Annotated in this window: 20 protein-coding genes; 14 read left to right on the top strand and 6 right to left on the bottom strand. The window is 40.4% G+C overall.

Features of this window, described 5'->3' with window-relative positions; all coding sequences use genetic code 11:
• The first annotated feature begins 95 nt into the window (after positions 1–95).
• Both EHR06_RS16015 and EHR06_RS16010 read left to right on the top strand, forming a co-directional pair.
• The gene (locus tag EHR06_RS16015) at positions 96–1,670 is read left to right on the top strand and encodes an LIC10012 family protein (RefSeq protein ID WP_135757911.1); all 1,575 of its coding nucleotides are present in this window, start codon (positions 96–98) and stop codon (positions 1,668–1,670) included.
• Positions 1,671–1,677: 7 nt separating this feature from the next.
• On the top strand, positions 1,678–2,574 hold the full coding sequence (locus EHR06_RS16010) for an AAA-type ATPase lid domain-containing protein (RefSeq protein WP_135757910.1): 897 nt from the start codon (positions 1,678–1,680) through the stop codon (positions 2,572–2,574).
• On the opposite strand, the gene EHR06_RS16005 is transcribed toward EHR06_RS16010, so the two are convergent.
• Positions 2,519–3,622, bottom strand: coding sequence for a DNA polymerase III subunit delta (locus EHR06_RS16005; RefSeq protein WP_135757909.1), 1,104 nt, complete (start codon positions 3,620–3,622; stop codon positions 2,519–2,521). The genes EHR06_RS16010 and EHR06_RS16005 overlap by 56 nt on opposite strands.
• A 96-nt stretch (positions 3,623–3,718) precedes the next feature.
• Between EHR06_RS16005 and EHR06_RS16000 the strand changes: the two genes are divergently transcribed.
• Positions 3,719–3,940, top strand: a complete 222-nt coding sequence (locus tag EHR06_RS16000; RefSeq protein WP_135757908.1) for a hypothetical protein — start codon at positions 3,719–3,721, stop codon at positions 3,938–3,940.
• Positions 3,941–3,964: 24 nt separating this feature from the next.
• Here EHR06_RS16000 and EHR06_RS15995 read toward each other — a convergent pair whose 3' ends face one another.
• The gene (locus EHR06_RS15995; protein WP_135757907.1) at positions 3,965–4,519 is read right to left on the bottom strand and encodes a nucleoside triphosphate pyrophosphatase; all 555 of its coding nucleotides are present in this window, start codon (positions 4,517–4,519) and stop codon (positions 3,965–3,967) included.
• A gap of 72 nt (positions 4,520–4,591) precedes the next feature.
• On the opposite strand from EHR06_RS15995, the gene EHR06_RS15990 reads away from it, so the two are divergent.
• Genes EHR06_RS15990 through EHR06_RS15970 form a run of 5 tightly spaced genes read left to right on the top strand, consistent with a single transcriptional unit; the run spans position 4,592 to position 8,372 of the window.
• Positions 4,592–5,470: a hypothetical protein gene (locus EHR06_RS15990; protein ID WP_135757906.1), complete on the top strand. Its 879-nt coding sequence runs from the start codon at positions 4,592–4,594 to the stop codon at positions 5,468–5,470.
• 39 nt (positions 5,471–5,509) lie between these two features.
• Positions 5,510–6,013 carry a hypothetical protein gene (locus EHR06_RS15985; protein WP_135757905.1) on the top strand — a complete coding sequence of 168 codons (504 nt, stop codon included), beginning with the start codon at positions 5,510–5,512 and terminating at the stop codon, positions 6,011–6,013.
• The gene (locus EHR06_RS15980) at positions 6,010–6,753 is read left to right on the top strand and encodes an SDR family NAD(P)-dependent oxidoreductase (protein ID WP_135614607.1); all 744 of its coding nucleotides are present in this window, start codon (positions 6,010–6,012) and stop codon (positions 6,751–6,753) included. Before EHR06_RS15985 ends, EHR06_RS15980 begins: the two co-directional genes overlap by 4 nt.
• Entirely contained in the window at positions 6,750–7,367 is a 618-nt protein-coding gene (locus EHR06_RS15975) for an L-threonylcarbamoyladenylate synthase (RefSeq protein ID WP_100722362.1), read from the top strand. The genes EHR06_RS15980 and EHR06_RS15975 overlap by 4 nt, the downstream gene beginning before the upstream one ends.
• 15 nt (positions 7,368–7,382) lie before the next feature.
• On the top strand, positions 7,383–8,372 hold the full coding sequence (locus EHR06_RS15970) for an aldo/keto reductase (protein ID WP_135757904.1): 990 nt from the start codon (positions 7,383–7,385) through the stop codon (positions 8,370–8,372).
• 14 nt (positions 8,373–8,386) lie between these two features.
• Here EHR06_RS15970 and EHR06_RS15965 read toward each other — a convergent pair whose 3' ends face one another.
• Positions 8,387–8,749, bottom strand: coding sequence for an arsenate reductase family protein (locus EHR06_RS15965; protein ID WP_135757903.1), 363 nt, complete (start codon positions 8,747–8,749; stop codon positions 8,387–8,389).
• A gap of 133 nt (positions 8,750–8,882) precedes the next feature.
• Here EHR06_RS15965 and fliG point away from each other — a divergent pair, with 133 nt between their 5' ends.
• The 6 genes from fliG (at position 8,883) to EHR06_RS15930 (ending at position 15,161) form a co-directional block, all read left to right on the top strand.
• A complete protein-coding gene (gene fliG, locus EHR06_RS15960; protein ID WP_008589915.1) occupies positions 8,883–9,896 on the top strand; it encodes a flagellar motor switch protein FliG in 1,014 nt (337 codons plus the stop codon).
• Between the two features lie 267 nt (positions 9,897–10,163).
• Positions 10,164–12,098 (top strand): adenylate/guanylate cyclase domain-containing protein, encoded by a 1,935-nt coding sequence (locus EHR06_RS15950; RefSeq protein WP_135757901.1) that lies wholly within the window; start codon positions 10,164–10,166, stop codon positions 12,096–12,098.
• 119 nt (positions 12,099–12,217) lie between these two features.
• Positions 12,218–12,721, top strand: coding sequence for a hypothetical protein (locus EHR06_RS15945; RefSeq protein ID WP_135757900.1), 504 nt, complete (start codon positions 12,218–12,220; stop codon positions 12,719–12,721).
• Between the two features lies 1 nt (position 12,722).
• A complete protein-coding gene (locus EHR06_RS15940; RefSeq protein WP_135757899.1) occupies positions 12,723–13,925 on the top strand; it encodes an LIC10025 family lipoprotein in 1,203 nt (400 codons plus the stop codon).
• Positions 13,926–14,071: 146 nt separating this feature from the next.
• Positions 14,072–14,776, top strand: a complete 705-nt coding sequence (locus EHR06_RS15935; RefSeq protein WP_167492306.1) for a urate hydroxylase PuuD — start codon at positions 14,072–14,074, stop codon at positions 14,774–14,776.
• Between the two features lie 10 nt (positions 14,777–14,786).
• Positions 14,787–15,161 carry a c-type cytochrome gene (locus tag EHR06_RS15930; protein ID WP_135757897.1) on the top strand — a complete coding sequence of 125 codons (375 nt, stop codon included), beginning with the start codon at positions 14,787–14,789 and terminating at the stop codon, positions 15,159–15,161.
• 54 nt (positions 15,162–15,215) lie between these two features.
• Here EHR06_RS15930 and EHR06_RS15925 read toward each other — a convergent pair whose 3' ends face one another.
• Genes EHR06_RS15925 through EHR06_RS15915 form a run of 3 tightly spaced genes read right to left on the bottom strand, consistent with a single transcriptional unit; the run spans position 15,216 to position 18,996 of the window.
• A complete protein-coding gene (locus tag EHR06_RS15925) occupies positions 15,216–16,061 on the bottom strand; it encodes an inositol monophosphatase family protein (RefSeq protein WP_135614599.1) in 846 nt (281 codons plus the stop codon).
• Between the two features lie 8 nt (positions 16,062–16,069).
• Positions 16,070–17,020, bottom strand: a complete 951-nt coding sequence (locus tag EHR06_RS15920) for an LIC_10030 family protein (protein ID WP_135757896.1) — start codon at positions 17,018–17,020, stop codon at positions 16,070–16,072.
• The gene (locus EHR06_RS15915) at positions 17,017–18,996 is read right to left on the bottom strand and encodes a beta-galactosidase (protein WP_135757895.1); all 1,980 of its coding nucleotides are present in this window, start codon (positions 18,994–18,996) and stop codon (positions 17,017–17,019) included. Before EHR06_RS15915 ends, EHR06_RS15920 begins: the two co-directional genes overlap by 4 nt.
• Positions 18,997–19,159: the final 163 nt, after the last annotated feature.

Raw genomic sequence — 19,159 nt, 5'->3', positions numbered from 1 at the left:
ATTAAACGGATTCCGCAAGCCATTTTTTAATGAATACGTTTAAATTTGAAAGCAGCCAACTTTTTGGTAAAAAAATATTTATTCGCGGCGCACAATTGTCAAAAAATTTCCGAAATTTTCTTTTTGCTCTGCTAACTCTGGCGGCTAGCGACGCAATAGCGACGACAGTTGTATTTCTACCCGGAAATTGGGAAGGACAAGCTCCTCAATCCTTGGAAGGAACAGGAGAAAAGCCTTATGAGTTGGCAAAATTAGGCCAGTTCTATGCGACCAGAATCTATTCTATTCAAATAAAAGAACAACTCTCTCCGAATTCAGATCCGGAAATAAAAGATTTTCTAATTCCCCAAGTCTCCAGAGAAAAATTCAAACAAACTTGTTCCAGACTCAAACCGGATTATGTAGTTCGAGACCAGTTGTCTATCGAGGAGAAGATCCGGATCGATCGTTCCGTATACGATTGTAACCTTTCTAAAATGGAAGAATACTCCATCATAGGCAGAAAAGATCTGTTTGCTACCTTGGAGAAGTTGACCAAGGATTCCTTTCCTTTGGTTCCAAAGAAAAAGATAAAAGAATATTCCAGAGAACCGGTCCGAGCAGCTAAGTCTCAGATCATCGTTCTGGATTCTTCTTATTCTTACGCTCCTGAAAGAAAAGAATTTATGTCGCAATTGGAAGCGATCTCTTGGCAGCCCGAAACAAAATTTCGTTTGGTTGTCTTTAGTGAGAATGGCTCCAAAGTTTTTCCTGAATCCAGCCGTTCAGAATTTATCAAACAATGGAAAGATTTTAAATCGGAAGGAAAATCCAATACCCAAGATCTTACAAATGCACTTCTTCGATTAAGAAGGATTCTAAGTTCGGAAGATTCTCCAGGAAAAAAGAAGGAGAGAATGATCAGCATTCTCACCAATGCTAAGGCTTCCAATTCAATCAGCGGATACGGCGCTGCGATCGAGGGCCTAAGTCAGATCGGTGCTAAGGTTTCCATTCTATATTCTTCTTATGCCGGGCCGGAAGCGCGTAGGGAACATAAAGAAGCAGCAAAAAGAGGCGCGGAATTCAGAGAAGTTTCCTATTACCAGAAAATAGTAACTCCCAGAGATTCCAAAACTTTGGTATTCAAAGAAGGAAAATTATACAGCAGTAACGCTTCTCCCGATCCAAAAATGAAAATAGAGGATTCTTCTCTCGAAAAAGTGGAGTTTGCGGGAAAGTATTCCTTGGGAGAATTCTTAAATCCATGGAGTTTAGGAAGTATTTATGAAGAAGTGAAGAAGGAGAAGATCCTCACTTCCGAGCCTGTCCGCAGTAATTTTGCATCTTTATTCTCCAATTCCGTAAGCCAAGCTTCCAACTCGGAATATTTCGGAAATTTTCCGAAGGTTTTAGTCAAATCAGGGTCTAAGGCATTCTGGATCCGAGTCCCGAACATTTCCGGATTTTCAGAAGGAAAAAAAGGAGTGTGGGCGGTTACGTTTCTTTCATCCTCTTTTTCTTCGGAGGGGGTCGAAGTAATACCGGATTCGTTAGAACGATATACTTTCTCCAGCGCTAAAATTTTAGAATGTGATCCTTCCGTTGCTCGAAATTATCTGATAAATACGGAAAAATTCAAATTCGATTGTTTAGTAAGGGGAGAGATCCTGGAAGTTTCTCAGCCGTAGCAGAGTCATGGAAGAATCTAATTTTATCGCATTATCCCCTTCTACCCGTAAAATCTTGGACCGTATGAAACAAGCGGTCTCTTCCGATTTGCCCATCTTGTTTTTAGGAGAATCCGGAACAGGAAAAAGTTATTTGGGTTTTCTGTTCCATTCTTTCTGCAAGGACAGATTTCCTCAATACCAGGTTTTTGATTTTTCAGTTTCAGAATCGGAAGAAGAAACTTCAGAGATCTTTTCTAAGTTAGACGGCAAAGCTGGAGTAACGATCTTTTTAGAAGCAATCTCTAATCTGAATCCTAGTTTTCAAGTGCAACTTTTGCAAAAGATCCGGAATGAAAAAGGGAAGAATAGATACTTACTATCCGACCAGCCTGATCTTCCTGAAAAAGTTAAGTCAGGTAGATTGCAAGAATCTCTGATGACAGAGATACAAACTCTTCAGGTTAAAATTCCTACATTAAGAGATAGAAAGGAAGATATTCCTCCATTGACCCGATTCTTTTTGGATTTGATCGGTAAAAGATATAATCGTAAGAATATTAAAATTTCCGAAAAGTTAGGAAAGTTCCTATTAGAATATGATTATCCAGGCAACCTTCATCAGCTAAAGAATTTATTAGAAGCTATGGTCTCCATGCATAATGTAAAGACCTTGGATACAAAACATCTTCCACCTGAATTATTTGAAACTGGATATAAACAGAACGATAATCTTACCGTTCGCACCGGAATTCCTCTCAGGGATTATGAAAGAGAAATTATCAGACGCAATTTGATCTTAGTGAACGGGAACAGAGAAAAGGCTGCGAGAATATTAGGAATTTCTGAAAGAACGATTTATAGAAAGATTACCGAGTTCGAACTGTTCGATTCCGAGGATGGAAAAAATCCTCCATCTTCCTGAAGAAGTAATATACTGTTTCTTCTTTTTCGGAACCGGTTTTGATCTTTTGGTTCATTTCTAATAAGAACTCGTATAGTTCCTTAATTTCCAGATCGTTAAATGCAGAACTTTCTTTCCTAAGTCTTTTGAAAGTATGGTTTTTTCGAGCCGGAGAATAGGCTCCGATCCCGAGCAGATCGGATTGTTCTTTTTCGCTCAGAACTTTATCGTACATTCTCAGAATAATTTTATAAATCCTTAATTTATCTAAATGGTCTTTCACTAAGGAAAGGAAAATAAGAAGTGAGTCCTTCCCTATTTTGAACTTAGAAAATTCTCTGGAAAATCTTCCGTAATCCTTTTCGAAAAAATAATCCACAATTTCGGAAGAACTGAATTCGGAACTTTGGAATAATACTTCTTTTAGATCTGCAAGGTTGAAACTTTTTTTACCTAAGTATAATTTCAGTTTTTCTAGGTTCTTTAAATAAGCGCCCGCGCTCGGATTTACTTTGAGCAAAAATTCTTCTTCTGCTTCGTCGTCTAATTTGACTTCGACCTCTTTGCTGGCTCTTAAGAAGGCTTCCTTTCTTTTATCGGGAAATATTTTAGAAGATTTAAAATGAGAGACTTTGTCCCCAAATATGGAGATCAGTTCCTTAGGAAGATCCCAATGATCATAATGGATCAGGATTTTTACCGTTTCCGGAACTGAAAAAGATTTGGGAGAAGTTTTGGACTTTGTTTTTCCCAACCAAGGTTTGAAGAATGTAACACCTGACTTAATGATGAATAATTTCTGGGCTGCGAACATGTCCAGGTTTCCGGCTTCGTTCTGAAAATTCTCCAGGTCTCCCGGCTCTGCAACAAACACCACGATCTCATATGGGTCCGCACTTTTTTTATAAGCCGCCTTGTATAGATCGCTGACCACGCCGAATTCGTATGAATCCTGGGAGACCACAAATAGAATCTGAGGCAAGGACTCTAGGTTTGGTTTGGTCTTATGCAGAAAATCGATCAGATTCTCATAGGAATTCGAAACTTTGGTATCGGCCACGGAAATCATCTTGGAAGGAATTACGGGAGAGTCAAGCGGATGATCCGATTCTTTTTCTAAAGTAGATCCGGGATTTTTCCGATCTTTTAGATAGGTTCAAGCTTTATGAGAATCAGCGACGGCGTTCAAAGAATTTCTGCCCAAGAAGATTATCTTACTTATATCAAGCCGATCTTAAATCAGTCCAGGGTACCTGCGATTGAGCCTATCCGACAAAGGGATTTTTCTGATTTAGGAAAATCTCTGAAATTATACGGCCCAGAAGGAAGTTCTGCACCTGAAGGAACTTCCGCTTCTAAGGGCCGATTCCTAGATCTTTACGTTTAATTCTCCTTCTTCTCAAATACTTAATCAAAGAAACCTGCTCCAAAAAGTATGGTATAAGAAAAATTTACGGATCGGAAATCCTAAGATATTAGAGTAAGATCCTTGGAATTTTTTTGCAGGTGAATTTGGATCTTGGATGCCGTAAGATCCTGCTTTATCGTACGGCTTACAAACTTTAATATATTCTAAAATTTCAGATTTGTTCCAAGAATGGAATTCCACTTCTGAAACATCGTAGTCGAAAATTTTTTCGTTCTTAGTCATGATCCCAAGTCCCGAGTAGACCTGATGTGTTTTTCCGGAAAGTTCTGAGATCATGGAGAATGCTTCCGATTCGTCTGCCGGTTTTTGCAGGATCTTATTTTGAAAAACTACGATTGTATCTGAGGCTAAAATTACTTCTTCAGGATCTTTGGGCTCTGGTCCAAGTTTTGCCAAAGTCACTCTTTCTAAATAGCTAACAGGTGTTTCTTCATGAAAACTAGTTTCGTCTATGGGCAAAGGTAGAACTTGGAAATGTAATCCCAAGGATTGTAAGATCTCTTGTCTTCTAGGAGATTGGGATCTCAGAATGAGCATATATCCATCCTGAAAGAAAAGCCTTGCCAGACACTCCTTTTCCCAGTATCAATGTTCGCACGGATCGAACCAATGAATTTATTTCTTAGATCATTCTTCTCTATACGCACCCTAGTTTCGGCAATTCTTATCTCAGTCATGGCTTTCACTTCTTCTTATTCCCAAGAAGCTAAAAAAACTGCACCTAGCGATAGTCCGGAGACCAAACCGACTAACTCGAATATAGATCCAAAATCCAGAGCATATTCTTTGCGTAAAAAATCCTGGGTGTCCTTACGATATCTTAGAACCAGTCTTTTAAATTTTGGGAAGAAGGCGGATTGGGATACTTGTCTCGCAGATTATGCAAAAGCAGAATCCTCTTTTCAAAGAGGAGAATGGGAATCTGCGGGAAACCAATTCCAAACTTTAAAAACGAAATTGGATCAACTTGCAGAAGCTCAGGCAAAAGAAGTGTTCAATCGTTCCGATGCATTGGAGAAGGATATACAGCCTAAGGTTGTAGATTTGAAACTGAACACGGAAGCACCAGGAAAACAATACATTCCGGTAATGGAAAAACATCTTCAGATCTATAGAGACACTTGGCAGGCAGCTAAGTTAGAAAGAGAGATCGGCAACCAAGGACAGAATTTATATTTTGCGAAACAAGGTCTGTTACAACTTTATAAAGCAAAGATCCTTCTGGAAAAATCTAAAGAAGGAAAGTTGGAATCGGAAGAGAAGCTGAGCAAAAACAAAGTTTTGGAAACAGATTATCTAACTCCTGAGGAAGTAAAATACTGGGACGATTGTCTGGAAGTATTGAACGAATCGGAGGAGAAGAATCGCCAAAAAGAAAAGCAGGCAATCAGAAGTGTTTACCAATCTAGAACCGGCAAAAAACCGAGTGATGGTAAGAATAACTCAGACTCGACGAACTCGCCTGTAAGCGGTGAAGGTAAAAAGTAAGAGGCTTTCGGGTTTTATTTCCGAATATAAGAATAGAATATGAAATTATCTAAAATTATCTTCCTTCTATTCTTTCTTTCCTCGGTTTCTTGCCGAGGTTTCAATCTACAAAATTTTAAGAATCATACTTTTGAAAGTACATGCGATTGGTTCGATCTATTCTGCGATAAGATCGTAGTGAATCCTGATCTTTCCGACTGCGATCCATTTCATGAAGAATACGAAGGATATTCTCATTATATAGATCGTGGAGTTTTAAAGAACGATTATAAAATAGAAGAAGAAGTTAAACAGGAAAAAGAACCTAACGATCCTACGGAACCTGTTCCTAAGAAAAAAGAAAAGATCAAGGCGACCAATACGGATTATGGAAATAACATGAGAATAGATTCTAAAAAACTATTCGAAAGATATGATATTTCCGCAGGAAGAAGATCTGACAAAGATAGATCCAAACATCCTTGTGGCGTTTTGCAAAATGGAAACAAACCTAAAGTGTATTATTCGGAACCTAAAACAGACGAAAAGGGAGGAGAATTTTGAAAAACGTATTCGATTTAACAGGCAAATCAGTATTAGTAACAGGAGCAACCAGAGGGATCGGAAGACAGATCGCTCAAGGATTTTTGGACGCAGGTGCAACAGTGTATGGAACCGGGTCTTCTGCGGAGTCCATCAAACGTTTAGAAGGATCCGGCATCGAAGCATTTGCAGCTGATATTCGCCAGCCTGGAGCAATGGATTCAATCATTGAGACATTGAGCAAAAAACACGGTAAATTGGATGTGCTTGTAAATAACGCAGGTGTAGCAACCAATCTACCTGCAGGTTTTTTTAAAGAAGAAGACATACAAAACGTGACACAGACCAATTTTGTGGGAGTGTTTCGTGCGAGTCAGGCTTACTATAAAATACATAAGAAAAAAGGCGGGAACATTATTAATATCGCCTCAGTCCTAGGTATGGTTGGCACCAAGTTTGCGTCCGTGTATTGCGGAACAAAAGGTGCGGTAATTAATATGACCAAGGCCCTCGCGGTAGAATGGGCAGGTTCCGGATACAGAGTGAACGCGATCTGTCCGGGATTTATAGATACGGACATGACGGAGATGATCAAGGAAAGACCCGAAGTATTGGAGCAGATGAAAGCAAGGATCCCAATGTCTAGATTAGGCAGACCGGAAGATCTTGCAGGAGCAGCAGTCTTCTTAGCATCCGATGCAGCGGCTTACGTTACTGGTCAAACTATCGTCGTGGACGGAGGTGTTACTTCCGGTATATGATATTAGAATTACATCCCCAGAATCCTGAGAAAAGGATCCTCGGACAAATTTCCAAAAAATTATCCGAGGGAGGGGTGTATGTATTTCCTACCGATACAGTTTACGGTTTGATCGCAGACTCCCAATCTCATGCCGGAGTCGAAAAATTATACAAATTGAAAAACATCTCTAAGAACCAACCTCTGTCCCTTCTTTGTGCGGATATTTCTACCGCATCCAACTATATGGAACAACTTTCCAATGAAGCGTTCCGCTTGATGAAAAGAATTACTCCTGGACCTTATACATTCGTGGTTAAAGCGAATAAACATCTTCCCAGAGTTTCCTTCTCGAATCAAAAAGATAAGAATATCGGGATAAGAATTCCGGATTCAAAATATCTGCAGACTTTATTGGAGCTCCATCCGAATCCTCTTACTTCTACTTCCGTATTTTTCAAAGATGAGTTCGTGACCGATGTGGACATGATCGAAAAAGAATACGGTAACAAAGTGGATGGGATCTTAGATGGAGGAATTCTCGAACTAGAGTTATCTACCATTCTTGATTGTACCGGAGATGGAATTTCCATCTTAAGAGAAGGCAAGGGAATGGAGAAGATCAACTCGTTATAATCTCTGGAGGCAATCATGCAGAAAAGACAATTGGGAAAGATAGGCCCATTCGTATCCGAACAAGGATTGGGTTGTATGGGAATGTCCGATTTTTACGGAAAGACAGATGATACTGAATCCATTGCAACCATACATCGTGCGATAGAGCTGGGAGTCACATTATTCGACACAGCAGATATGTACGGCCCTCATATAAATGAAGAACTTTTGGGAAAGTCGATCAAGGGTAAAAGAGACCAAGTAGTGATCGCAACTAAGTTTGGGATCGTAAGAGATCCAAACGATCCTTATAAAAGAGGATATAATGGAAAGCCTGAATATGTAAAAGCCGCCTGCGAAGGAAGTTTAAAACGTTTAGGTGTAGATACAATCGATCTGTACTACCAACACAGAGTAGATCCGGATACTCCTATCGAAGAAACAGTAGGTGCAATGGCGGATCTAGTAAAACAGGGAAAAGTAAAGTATATAGGACTCTCGGAAGCGGGAGTTGATACGATCAAAAGAGCTGCCAAAGTCCATCCTATCTCCGCATTACAGACCGAATATTCTCTTTGGACCAGAGATCCTGAAGACGGTATCTTACAAACTTGTAGAGAACTTGGAATCGGGTTCGTGGCTTACAGTCCACTCGGCCGAGGATTTTTAACCGGGCAGATCCAAAAATTCGAAGATCTGGATCCAAGTGATTTTAGAAGGAACTCACCTCGTTTCCAAGGAGAGAATTTCCAAAAGAATTTAGAACTGGTCGCCAAGATCAAAGAGATCGCTAATGAAAAATCAGTTACTGCCGGCCAGCTCTCGCTGGCTTGGGTTCTTGCTCAAGGACAAGATATAGTTCCGATCGCTGGAACCAAAAGACGTAAGTATCTGGAGGAGAATATTGGAGGAAGTTCCGTCAAATTATCTAAAGAAGATTTAGACAGGATCAATTCAGTCGCTCCTAAAGATGCAGCGGCCGGACTACGTTATCCGGCTTCAAGCATGGGTTCTGTAGGAAGGTAATCGATCTGGGAGGCCTATTTAGTTTTTAAAGCGGCCTTCCATTCTTCTTCTTTAAAACCTACTAGTCCGAAATTTTCTCCCAGTACAAAAGGTCTTTTTACTAGGTTTCCGTTCCCGGAAAGTAGTTCGAACTGCTCGTCCAGGCTCATTTTGGAAAGTTTGTCCTTGAGTCCTAGTTCCTTATAATCTCCACCGGATGTGTTGAATAATTTTTTGGAATCTCCACCTAGGTACCCTAACATTTTTTTGAGTTCTGCCTTTGTAGGCGGGGTTTCCCGGATTGCCTTCTTGTCGAAGTCGACTTTTTTACCTTCCAGGAATTTTAGGGCGTTCCTGCATGTGCTGCAGTTTTTGTATTCGTAAACTTTTAACTTCACGGTTGGATCTCCTACAAAGCTTTCCCTTCCCAAATTCGGAATTTATGTCGTCTTTGCAAGCCGGAACCGACAAAAAAACTTTACCTTGAAAATGGAAAGTTTTGCCGATAGTATTCTTTAGGACGCGCTCAAAGTGCTGAATAAAAAGACCTCTCTAACCGGAAGACAAAAAGCGGCCATTTTTCTAATCGCCGTAGGGTCCGACGTATCTTCGGAAATTTTCAAACATCTACGTGAAGACGAGATCGAACAGATCACGTTCGAGATCGCACGTTTAGATAAGATCACTCCGGAGGATAAGGAGAAGGTTCTAGTAGAATTCAACGAGCTTATGATGGCTCAGGAATTCATCTCGAACGGAGGTATCGACTTTGCGAGGGGACTATTAGAGAAAGCGCTAGGTAATCAAAAAGCGATCGATATTATCAATCGGCTTACTTCGAGTTTGCAGGTCCGTCCTTTCGACTTTATTCGTAGAACCGACCCTCAGCACTTATTAAACTTTATCCAGAACGAGCACCCTCAGACAATCGCATTAATTTTATCTTATTTAGATCCTCAGAAGGCATCCAGCATTCTGTCAGGATTACCGCATACGATCCAAGCGGAAGTTGCTAAAAGGATCGCTACAATGGACCGGGTTTCTCCGGACGTTCTTCGAGAAGTGGAGAGGGTATTAGAAAGAAAACTTTCCACATTGGCGAGTGAGGATTATACCTCTGCCGGTGGTATCGATTCAGTGGTTGAAATTTTGAACCTTGTGGACAGGGGAACTGAGAAGACGATCATCGAAGCTTTGGAAGAAGAAGATCCGGAACTCGCGGAAGAGATCAAGAAGAGGATGTTCGTATTCGAGGATATCGTACTACTCGACGACCGTGCGATCCAAAAAGTATTGAGAGAAGTGGACAACTCGGATCTTGCAAAAGCTCTCAAGTCAGTGGATACGGAAGTTCAAGAAAAGATCTTCAAGAACATGTCCAAACGTGCCGCGAACCTGCTCCGAGAGGATATGGATTTCATGGGACCTATTCGTATTAAAGACGTGGAAGACGCTCAGCAAAAAATCGTTAATATTATACGTAAGCTGGAAGAATCCGGAGACATCGTAGTCGCACGTGCTGGCGAAGACGAACTCGTTATGTGAGGTCCGGACCTGGACCATATATCTCACAAGCGATTTGTATTCTGGATCTGTGTAACCTTATTGGTTTCACAGTTCGGTTGTATTTCCGATACTAAACCTGTTAGAAAGATAGATTTTTCGGAACTAGAATGGACCGGAAGACTTATAACCGAAACTCCTAACGAAAAGAAAGCAGAGACAAAAAATAAAAAACAAGAATCTGCTTCCGAAGATTGGACTCCTCTTCCTAATTTACCTTGGACATTCAATAGTCTTTTCCAGATCCCAATGGATTCGGGTCTACATCAAGTAGAGATCAAAACCGAATTCAATTTAGATAAATCGGACGACTTACTTAAGATCCCTGCAGGTCTCTATATTTCGGATATTGGAGAAAACTGGAAAATTTTCCTGAATGGAATTTTAGTAAGAGAAGAATGGTACGAACCTACAGACGGGCAGCTTACTAAAAATCGTTCCGTAAAAGGCCTGATCATTCCGCTTTCTCATGGAATTTTAAAGCAGGGAAAAAACGATCTAAAGATCCGTTTTATGGGAATGGCAGATAGCAATCCTATAAAAGCAAACGACCATTTCGGATTCTATCATCCTAAAAATTTTAGGATCTCTTCTCTAGAAGAAATATATAATTCTTCTTCGGAATACTTCGATATATTCCTTTTTGGTATCTATTTTATATTCGGTTTTTATCATGTTCTGTTCTTTGTGACCAGAAAGCAGGATATTTATTATCTGTATTTCGGTCTTTTTTCCCTATTTTCTTCCGTATATTTCTATTTCACAACCTTCCATATATATAATAAATTTATAAACTTCCCAGGTGGTCCTGATACTGAATTTTTCTTTAGGGGAGAAATTTCAGCACTCATTCCTATGGTCCCTGTCTTTATGCTTTTTGCGAAAGACTTCTTCTACCAAAAGGAAGGAAAGTTTTGGATCATTCGCACATTTTGTGTTTTAAGCGGGATCTTGTTCATAACGAATTGGGCTCTGCCTTATAAATACGTTCTTCCGAACCTGACTGTTTTCCAAGTGCTTCTGTTTTTGATGCTCTTGTATGTGATCTTCTTCTCCGCGAATGCGATCCGTTTGAAAAAGCCCGATTCGGTTAAGCTTGCAGTCGGTATCGGAGTATGCGGTCTTTTCGGTCTTTGGGATACCATCGATGCGATGACTAAGATCGCCGGATTCCATTATCCTTTCTTTAAGATCTCTTTCTCAGTATTCATTCTTGTGATTATCAGTCTTTTGGTTTCCAGATATGTGAGTCTGTATAAACAATCTCAGGCTCTGAACTTGGAGATCTCAAAACAAAGAGACGCATTCTACAGATTCGTTCCTTCCGAATTTATTTCTATCTTAGATAGAGAAAGTCCGGTGGAGATCAAGATAGGCGACTCTAAAGAAAAGACAATGTCCGTATTTTTCGCGGATCTTAGGGGTTATACTTCCGTCTCCGAAAAATTGAGTCCGGATGAGAATATAAAATATCTGAATAGGTACTTCTCCGCATTTGAAGATATTATATTTAAGAATGCAGGTTTCGTAGATAAGTATATCGGAGATGCGATCATGGCGCTCTTCTCCGATCATAGCGATAGAGCGGAGAAGGAGAATTTCAACTCTGCGGACAACGCTCTTCAGTCCGCAATAGATATGGTTCGTTACGTGGAATCTCTAAACGATGGGATCGGTATCGGCGCGGACCTGGGAATCGGAGTGAACACCGGGCCTTTGATCTTAGGAACGGTAGGTAGCGAAAGAAGAATTGATACTACTGTTGTAGGTGATACGGTTAACTTATCTTCTCGTGTCCAAAGTCTTTCCGGTTTTTATAAGAGTAAAATTCTAGTAACTCATCATACTTTCTTAAGGTTGAACTTACTTTCTGATGTAATGGCAAGAGAGATCGATACGGTGATCGTGAAAGGCAAAACTCAGCCGGTTATCTTGTATGAAGTTTTCCAAGCAGATGAACCTGAATCGGTAGATTGGAAAGAAGGCTCTAAAATGAAACTGAACGAAGGGATTGCTCTTTATAAAGCCGGTCAGTTCAAGAATGCATTCTCTATCTTTAAGGAATTATATAAAGAGAAGCCAACGGACAATATCGTAAAATTGTACGCTAAAAGAACCAAAATGATCTTAGGCCAGGATCCTCCAGGAGATTGGGACGGGATTTTCAGGCTCCACAGAAAATAATTTCCAATTCCAATCCGTCCTTCTAAAATTTGGGGAACGTATAAAATCTTCTCCTGTCTGATTATTTGCTCGGTTTTGTAATCCGAATTTAACCTCATTCAAATAGGAAATTCTAAAAAATGAAGTATAAGATCCGGACCGTATCAGTTGTTTTACTTCTCTCTGTTTTCGGATTGAACGCGGACGAAAATGAGAAACTTCCGGATTTCAAATTGGCAGACCAAAAAGGAAAAGTTTTTAATTCTAAGACCGCAAAAGGAAATACTTACTTTTTACTCGGTTGTGGCTTTAAAGACGTAGTCCTATGCAGAAAGCATGGACGTAAGATCTACTGGAAGATGCAGACATTATTGAAAGAAGAAGACCATGTTATCTTCTCCGCATATCTGAATTTGAAAAACGCACCTTCTGCAGTTTTTGATTATATTCTCCAAGAAAAGGAGAAAGATTATGAAAGTATTTTGTTGGATAAGAAAGGGATCCTGTCCAACGGCTTAGCGGAAGGAAAGTCTTTTTTAAGAGTATATTCCCCCAAAGGTGTGCTGATCCATAAAGAATATTTTGGATCCGTGGATGATACGAAAGTTTCCGAGCTTTATAAACTGATCCGGAACGGAAAATGAAATGAGCAAAAAAGTTTTTTCATCCTACATTTCGCTGTTTCTACTTCTTCCATTTATTGGCTGTGTGAGAAAAAATCCGCATGCTGCGGATTACTTTGAAAGATATTTTAAATACCAAGACTTTATCCAAACAGAATTCAAAGACGATCCAGTTCGCGGGATTTTATACGGAAATCCGGAAGCGGATTCAGAGGAGAAGTTTTACAAGAAGGACGGGTATCTTGCTCTTTCCTTTCGCTTGAGTGAGAATGGCGGTCGTTTCAGAAAAGAATTATCAGATTCTCCCCTTTCTGTTTTTCCGGAAAGTCCCTATTCCGTCTTTGTAAAAACGGAACCTACGGAGTTTCATAGTAAGCCGACTTATAAGATCACTAGAACTGTCGAGATGATCTCTCCTGAAGTAAGTGTGTTCGATGTATTCCCAATGATAGAAGAGACTGTGGAACATCTTCGCAGGTCTGAACCGGATCAGGTTTTGGAACATTCTTCTCTTCAAAAATTTTTATGCCATCAATTCGATTGTGAGATTAAAAAAGAGAATGGAGAACTCTTTCTGATGTATACACTTTCAGAAAGAATGAAGGAACAATTCCCGATCGCTTATAAAAAATGGAATAAACGATTAGGTCAGGTTTCTTTTAGATTTCAGTTATTTCAACCGGGAGGTTTTACTAAGGGTTGGGAATTTTATAATGAAGGCAGAAAGATCATATTAGGAATTCCGAATTCTCCCAAAGGTTATTGGGCTTTCCCAAAAACTTTGCATCTAAGGACATATATGTTCATCAATATTTTCGGATTAAAGATCGATGTCAGAGGGTTAGGATATACTCTTAAATTCAGTCGTTCCGGGAACACGGATACTGTCACTGGATCTTATACTAAAATTCCGGAAACTACTATAGGTGGTAGATTTCTCTCCATTTTTCCTCCTGGTGCGGTAAACTTCTTCATTCCTGGAAATATGGATGAATATGCCGAAGGAAGTTTTAAACTTTTGGTAGAAGGTTCCGACGGAAAAGGAGGAACAAGTTTCGAAAACAAAACCAAGCGTAACGGGAACAAGACTAAGGTTGTACTCACTACAAGGTCTGAAATTTTTAGGGATCGTTTTCTTCCTTTCAAGTCGAGTGACGAAGATGATGAGCCTTCTTTTTTCACCGAGCTAGGAAAAAATATAGTATTAGATTTAAGAGGTAGATGATCCTCAAAACTTCAAGTAAACTTGAAGTTAGTAAAACCAATTTAGAAACTTTCCAAAACTGCTTGACTTGGCCTCTTTCGCAAATAATCCTAATCGGATTCGGTTAACGACCGAATAATATTTTTAGAACTGTGTTCGGAGGAATCATGGAATTAACCCTGTTTACCACCACGAACGGGCTTTATTACTTAGTTAAGTACATTCACTTTTTATCCGGGGTAACCTGGATCGGAATGTTGTACTACTTCAACTTTGTACAAGGTCCTTTCTTCAACGAAACCGATGCGGATACAAAGAAGAACGCAACTCAGAAATTAGTTCCACGCGCATTATGGTGGTTCCGTTGGGGCGCAATGTTTACCTTCTTATCCGGTATTGCGATGATCGTTATCGCACTCGGTGCTCAAGGTATTCCGCATAACTCCCAATGGGTAGTAGTAATTCTAGTAGGTGCACTTTTCGGAACGGCAATGTGGGCGAACGTTTGGTTCGTTATCTGGCCGAATCAAAAAGTTGTGATCGCAAAAGCTAAAGGAGAGACCACTGTGGATCCTGCTCCTAATGCAAACCGCGCTTTCGTAGCTTCTAGAACTAACACTTTCTTCTCTATTCCGATGTTATTTGCGATGGGAGCGGCTCGTAACCTTCCTATTAATTATAGCCCGGAGAAGTTGAGAGTTTTTCTAGGAATTATGGTACTTTTGATCGTGATCTTCGAAGTGAATGCTTTAACCGCAGACCAAAACGGATCTACAGTTAAACCGATCAAAACCGTAAAAGGTGTAATTACTAGCGGAGTGATCTTTGCTTTAGTTACTTATGTTCTGATGGAAGTTCTTTTAACTGCTTAAGGAATATTGAATGAATCCATTCCAAATCGATCGGAGTGGAAGCGAGAAAGGCGGTAATCACCGCCTTTCTTTTTTTAGCTTTCTACTCTTAGTATTTTTCGCGGCAGTATTCTCTTTATGTAAAGAATCCAAACCGCTTTCTCCGGAAGCGGAAGCCGGTAGAGGATTGTACATGGCGAACTGCCTAGCTTGTCATAATGCAAATCCAAAACTGGATGGAGCTGTCGGACCTTCTGTGGCAAATTCTTCTTATGAATTATTGGAAGCTAGAATGAGAGGAGAATATCCCCCAGGATATGTTCCTAAACGCCAAAGTACTGCAATGACCCGTTTTAATTTTACGGAAGCTCAAATAAAATCTTTAGAAGAGTTTTTAAAACAATAAGATCTTTAATAGGCCGCTGCTATACTTCGCGGCGGCCGCATGTTTCACAAAAAATTAATTTCTTCCGATGGAGAGTCGAACATTTCGAAGAATGTCGATGATCTGCTTATGGATCCTTCCATTGGAAGCTACTACTTCTGCCTGGCCGGATAAGAAGTGTTTTCCTTGAAAGTCGGTGAGTTTCCCGCCGGCCTCCGTTAGAATCACCGAACTTGCGACTGTATCCCAGAGTTTTACGCCCTTCTCCCAGATCCCGTCGAGCACACCTTCTGCCACCCAACAAGTATCTAAAACGAAAGATCCCGTTCTTCTCATGGATCTACCGCAGCTGATAAATGCGGTGATGTCCGAGATTACCTCGTTTAAAATTTCCTTTCTGTTTGTAGGAAAACTGGATACCAAAAGAGATCTTGCGAGTGCATCGGTGTTAGAGACGTCGATTCTGAGTCCGTTCTTGAATGCACCTTGGCTTAAGATTGCAGAATATCGTGTGTCCAGCTCGGGTGCGAATACAACTCCAGCAACCGGAGTTTCTCTATGTTCTAAACCCACCGACACACAATAAAGGGGGATCCCTCTTACAAAGTTCATGGATCCATCGATCGGGTCCAAAACCCAGCGGAAGGAATTACTTCCGTCATGTTTGAAATAATCTTCCGAGATGATTGAGTCGTTTGGAAAGTTTTGTCGGATAAAATCGATCAGGAATTTTCCCATCAATTCGTCCGCTTTATGAATTCGGTCTTTTTCTTCGGAGTCGCTTACGATCCCGAAAACTCGGATCTCCTTTTGGAGTTTACGAGCGGATTCCAGTATAAGCCCGGATACGGATTGGACTGATTTCACTCTCTTCTTCACTTCTTCAAGAGGGAAATCTATGGGAGGTGCTAAGGATTCCATGTTCGGGCTTATGTCCTTTCTGCCCTCAAAATTTTCCAGGTCATGTTTCCTGAAGGGGAAATGATCCTCTCCGACTTATGAGATCGGAGCCACGCGAAGAATGAATTTCGGGCAGATTCTTCTAAGGTCATGCTGCCTGGTCTTAACAAAAGATCAACAACTTGGTGAAATGAATTAAAATCCTTTGCGATCCTGTCTAGAGAAGTATCCAGAAACCTGGCGGTCAAGGTCAGGTATTCCACCGCTAAAGGAGCGAATATTTTTCCTAGAGTCCAGTCTGCAGGTGTAATCCCCAAAGACTCATGGATAAAGCTTACCTGCTTAGAATAATCCACCTCGTCAAAAATTTCGGAATATGTATGTCTAACTCCTTCGAATGTATCCGTGGAGATCTGTACCATGAAGTCGGACTCTTGGTACTTTTTGGCGGTGAAGTCCATCACTGCATCTTCTAAGACAGTAAGAGAATCCAGAGGAATTACTCTAGAAGAAAAGTAAGCTCTCTTGGTATAAACGGACATAGTTTTTCCTTGAGAAGCCTGGGTATAAATATCTTCTTTAGGCGCCCCACCAAGATGCATCACATGAAAACTAGTAACGATTGCAAAGGGGGGAAGTTTCTCTCTCCACACTTCGGGAGAATTTTCTCTGAACATTTCTCCTTCCGTATAGAACGGTTTGATCAGGAACAAACGATCAATATCCCTTTTTGGTCTGGGTTCCGGAAGAACAAGAGAATCCGCGACTAACTCGGGAGCGAGTTGTAGAATAGATTTTAGAAAATCTTCTGCGGCGCTAAATTCTATTTCGAAAACGGAAGTAGAAGGTAGAATAAATTTTTCTTCGAACTCAACGAAGGAAGTATGAAGGTTATCCACATATACGGAATTACCCTTGTTTCTTCCATTCGAATGATTTCGTAAGAGTTTGTTTAATTCTTTAACTTCATTCAGCTTCATTTTTTCGTTTTAGGCAGGATCCTCACCTCGTATGGTTTGAGTAGCTTGAAACCTGCAAGAGCCTTCTTACCGGAATGATTGATAAAAATTTCGTAGTCTTTGGACTTTCCCTTTCTAAAACTGCGCTCCACTGTCGGGCCGTAAAAAGTAAAAGGGATGCCTGCCATTCTTAAGGTTCTTCTGTATAATAGCATAAACGAGATCGGACTCAGACTCGCTCCAACGTATACGACAGATCCTTTTCCGAATCGATTACAAGTTATGACAGGTTTTCCCTTATAAAATTTCTTATTATCGGAATATCTTGCCCAAACCTTGGCCGTAGTAGGCTCCAGTATCTCGCAGATTTTGGAACAGTTTCCCGGTAACACCCTGAATCGGAACTTAACGTTTCGATTTCCGACTGCTTCAAACTTTCTCACTTTGACCCCTGCCATTTCTGAGAATGGACCAGGCACCTGAGAATCCAACATCCAAGAGTTTTTGTCCTTCAAACCTGCTCTATACCCTAAAACTAAAACACCTCCCTCTCTAACGAATTGCTCCAATTTTTTGACAATGGAATCATCTACCATTGTATAGAGTGGAAGGACCAAAACTTTGTATTTTGAAAAGTCTGCCTTGGAAATAGGTAAGAAATGAGTGTTTACATTTAGAATATTCAGACCTGCAAACCAGGTTGCCATTTCGATGTCATACCCAACTTGAGCGAATGGAACGGGACTATGTTTTAAACCGGAAGAGATTGGCTGGTGTTTAAAATTCCTAGCATTCTCAATATCATGAAGAACAGCTACATCCGCAGGAAAATGTTCCGAAGCAAAATCTTTAGCATCGGGTAAGATCTCGGAGATCCCTTTTTGCAATTCTAAATATCTGTCTGTGAGAGATTTATCGTGGTCTAAAATCCCGTAACAAAGTTGTTCTTGTCCGAATCTTGCGGTCCTATATCTGAAAAATACGATTTGCTCTGCACCTTGGACGATTGCTTGTTTCATCCAAAGCTGGACCTGCCCAGGAGCAGGAAGATAGCCTAAAGTATCATGTCCTTGGAATCCTGAAATTTGTTCCATCACGGTAAAAGGGAGATCTTTCAAACCTCGATTGTACTGGTGCATTGCCGAGATGAATGGATGAGGAAACGGTTCTTCTTGGTCTCCCCAGGTAGGATAATTGTCCCAAGAAACGTAATCTAAATGAGTGAATAATTCGCTCATATCAATGATAGGAAGAAAAGGACTCGGATATAAATTCGTAGTAAGCTTTCTGTTAGGAGAGAATTTTCTTACAATATCGGACTGCAATTTTACAAAATCCACGATCGTATCCGAATGGAATCTGTAAAAGTCTTGGATCATAGAAGGATTAAAACCTGCACTCACATGAGGACCTGGAAGTGGGATCTCATTCCAATCGTTGAAGATCACTCCCCAAAAAATATTTCCCCAAGTATCGTTTAAGTTTTGGATCGTTTTATATTTTGATCTCAACCAAAGACGAAATGTTTTGAGAGAAGTTTCAGAATGATCTATGTCTGATCCTTCATGACCGATCTCATTGTCTATCTGCCAACCGATCACAGCAGGATGGTTTCCTAATGTTTGGGCCATCTTAGTCACGACCCGAGTCACTGCTTTTCTATAATTCGGAGAAGAAAAACATGCCTGCCTTCTTGTTCCTATATTTCTTAGGACTCTATCTCTCACTTGAAGAACATCAGGATATTTTTTAGCAAGCCAAGGAGGGAATGTGGCCGTTGGAGTTCCCAGGATCACATCCATTTTATGTTTATGAAATAGATCCAACATCTTCTTCCAAAAAGAAAAATCGAATTTACCTTCTTTAGGTTCGACTAATGCCCAAGAAAACTCTGCGAGACGGACTCTGGTTAGTCCCATGTCCTTCATGATCCGAATATCTTCTTCCCAATCTTTGGGAGTCCATTGTTCAGGATAATAATCAGCTCCGAAAATCATTCGGTCCTCGCATGTTAAAAAGGTAGAGACGATGATCCTGTTGAGGGAAGATCTTTCCAGAAAGAAAACCGTTAAATCCCATCGAAATTCGGAAAAAATACTGTCTTTTCGATACGATTCAGGGAGAATAGATTAGAACCTCGTCCTACAAGGTCGGGAATCC

It is taken from the genome of Leptospira dzoumogneensis, assembly GCF_004770895.1.
Classification (GTDB): domain Bacteria; phylum Spirochaetota; class Leptospiria; order Leptospirales; family Leptospiraceae; genus Leptospira_B; species Leptospira_B dzoumogneensis.
This window is presented reverse-complemented; position numbering and strand designations above follow the sequence as displayed.

What these genes read in the sequence shown, in the direction of transcription:
- EHR06_RS16010 (WP_135757910.1), top strand. Translation starts at nt 1,678, where the DNA reads ATGGAAGAATCTAATTTTATCGCATTATCCCCTTCTACCCGTAAAATC.
- EHR06_RS15975 (WP_100722362.1), top strand. Translation starts at nt 6,750, where the DNA reads ATGATATTAGAATTACATCCCCAGAATCCTGAGAAAAGGATCCTCGGA.
- EHR06_RS15985 (WP_135757905.1), top strand. Translation starts at nt 5,510, where the DNA reads ATGAAATTATCTAAAATTATCTTCCTTCTATTCTTTCTTTCCTCGGTT.
- EHR06_RS16005 (WP_135757909.1), bottom strand. Translation starts at nt 3,622, where the DNA reads ATGATTTCCGTGGCCGATACCAAAGTTTCGAATTCCTATGAGAATCTG.
- EHR06_RS16000 (WP_135757908.1), top strand. Translation starts at nt 3,719, where the DNA reads ATGAGAATCAGCGACGGCGTTCAAAGAATTTCTGCCCAAGAAGATTAT.
- EHR06_RS15930 (WP_135757897.1), top strand. Translation starts at nt 14,787, where the DNA reads ATGAATCCATTCCAAATCGATCGGAGTGGAAGCGAGAAAGGCGGTAAT.
- EHR06_RS15945 (WP_135757900.1), top strand. Translation starts at nt 12,218, where the DNA reads ATGAAGTATAAGATCCGGACCGTATCAGTTGTTTTACTTCTCTCTGTT.
- EHR06_RS15935 (WP_167492306.1), top strand. Translation starts at nt 14,072, where the DNA reads ATGGAATTAACCCTGTTTACCACCACGAACGGGCTTTATTACTTAGTT.
- EHR06_RS15990 (WP_135757906.1), top strand. Translation starts at nt 4,592, where the DNA reads ATGAATTTATTTCTTAGATCATTCTTCTCTATACGCACCCTAGTTTCG.
- EHR06_RS15925 (WP_135614599.1), bottom strand. Translation starts at nt 16,061, where the DNA reads ATGGAATCCTTAGCACCTCCCATAGATTTCCCTCTTGAAGAAGTGAAG.
- EHR06_RS15915 (WP_135757895.1), bottom strand. Translation starts at nt 18,996, where the DNA reads ATGATTTTCGGAGCTGATTATTATCCTGAACAATGGACTCCCAAAGAT.
- EHR06_RS15920 (WP_135757896.1), bottom strand. Translation starts at nt 17,020, where the DNA reads ATGAAGCTGAATGAAGTTAAAGAATTAAACAAACTCTTACGAAATCAT.
- EHR06_RS15995 (WP_135757907.1), bottom strand. Translation starts at nt 4,519, where the DNA reads ATGCTCATTCTGAGATCCCAATCTCCTAGAAGACAAGAGATCTTACAA.
- EHR06_RS15970 (WP_135757904.1), top strand. Translation starts at nt 7,383, where the DNA reads ATGCAGAAAAGACAATTGGGAAAGATAGGCCCATTCGTATCCGAACAA.
- EHR06_RS15940 (WP_135757899.1), top strand. Translation starts at nt 12,723, where the DNA reads ATGAGCAAAAAAGTTTTTTCATCCTACATTTCGCTGTTTCTACTTCTT.
- EHR06_RS15950 (WP_135757901.1), top strand. Translation starts at nt 10,164, where the DNA reads ATGGATTCGGGTCTACATCAAGTAGAGATCAAAACCGAATTCAATTTA.